Genomic DNA, 1,589 nt, shown 5'->3' with positions numbered 1-1,589 from the left:
GCGATGCCGATGATCACGACGCCCAGCGCCAGCGCGGAGCTGACCCAGACCGGGTATGCGTGGGTGACCTCCTCGTGCTTTCCGACGACCGGCTCGAGCCAGCGCTGCAGGGTGCCACCTACCGCCAGCAGGCCACCGGAGAACACCGAGCCGATGGCGAGCAGGATCATCGGCCACGTCATCAGGCCGGGCGCCTCATGGGGGTGGGCGCCCGGACCCCAGCGCTTCTTGCCGAAGAAGGTCATCAGCATCACGCGCGTCATGTAGAACGCGGTGACGCCGGCGCCCAGTAGCGCGGCGCCGCCCAGCACATACCCCTGCGTGCCACCGGAGGCCAGCGCCGCCTCGATGATGGCGTCCTTGGAGAAGTAGCCCGCGAAGGGCGGCACGCCGATGATCGCCAGGTAGCCCAGGCCGAAGGTGACGAACGTGATGGGCAGTGCCGCACGTAGACCGCCGTAGCGGCGCATGTCCTGTTCTTCGTGCATCGCGTGGATCACCGCGCCGGAGCCGAGGAACAAGCCGGCCTTGAAGAAGCCGTGGGTGAGCAGGTGCATGATCGCGAAGGCGTAGCCGGCCGGGCCGAGGCCGGCCGCCAGCACCATGTAGCCGATCTGGCTCATCGTCGACGCCGCCAGCGCCCGCTTGATGTCGTCCTTGGCGCACCCGATGAACGCCCCGAGTAGCAGCGTGACCGCGCCCACGATGACCACGGCCAGTCGCGCATCGGGCGACAGGTTGTACAGCGGGTTGGACCGCACGATCAGATACACCCCGGCGGTCACCATGGTGGCGGCGTGGATCAGCGCGGAGACCGGGGTGGGACCCTCCATGGCGTCACCGAGCCAGGCCTGCAGCGGAACTTGGGCGGATTTGGCGCACGCGCCCAGCAGCAATAGCAATCCCATGGCGGTCAGCGCGCCCCGACTGGCCGCCGGTGCGCCGGCGAAGACCCCGGCGTAGGACAGCGTGCCGAAAGTGCTGAACATCAAGAACATTCCCAGGGCCAGCCCGGCGTCGCCGACCCGGTTCATCACGAACGCCTTCTTGGCGGCGGTGGCCGCCGTCGGCTTGTGATACCAGAACCCGATCAGCAGGTAGGAGGCCAGGCCGACGCCTTCCCAACCGACGTAGAGCACCACGTAGTTGTCTGCGACGACCAACAGCAGCATCGACGCCAGGAACAGGTTGAGGTAGCCGAAAAACCTGCGGCGGTCGATGTCTTCGGCCATGTAGGCCACCGAATAGATGTGGATCAATGACCCGACGCCGGAGATCAACAGAACGAAACACACCGACAGCTGGTCGATTTGGAGTCCGAGATCCACCTGGAGCTGCCCGACGGGGATCCAGCTGAACACCTTCTGGTGGATGACGCGGTCATCGGCGGCGCGGCCGAGCAGCTCGCTCAGCAGGCTCAGGCCCACCCCGAAGGCCGCGAGGGCGGTGGCGCAGCCCAGCCAATGCCCCCACCGGTCGGTGCGTCGCCCGCCGAAGAGCAGGATCGCGGCGCCCGCCAATGGCAGCGCCACCAGCAACCAGGTGTGTTGAGTCATGTTGGCGTCTTCAGCCTTTGAGTAGATTCGCGT

1 protein-coding gene is annotated in these 1,589 nt (G+C 67.0%); it reads right to left on the bottom strand.

The window, feature by feature from the left end:
* Positions 1–1,556, bottom strand: a 1,556-nt coding sequence (gene nuoL / locus A5646_RS01155; RefSeq protein ID WP_067019267.1) for an NADH-quinone oxidoreductase subunit L, incomplete at its 3' end; no start/stop codon positions are given.
* Positions 1,557–1,589: the final 33 nt, after the last annotated feature.

This window comes from Mycobacterium sp. 1245499.0, assembly GCF_001673615.1.
GTDB lineage: Bacteria > Actinomycetota > Actinomycetes > Mycobacteriales > Mycobacteriaceae > Mycobacterium > Mycobacterium europaeum_A.
The sequence above is the reverse complement of the archived record's forward strand: the minus strand, read 5'-3'. Positions and strand labels throughout refer to the sequence as shown.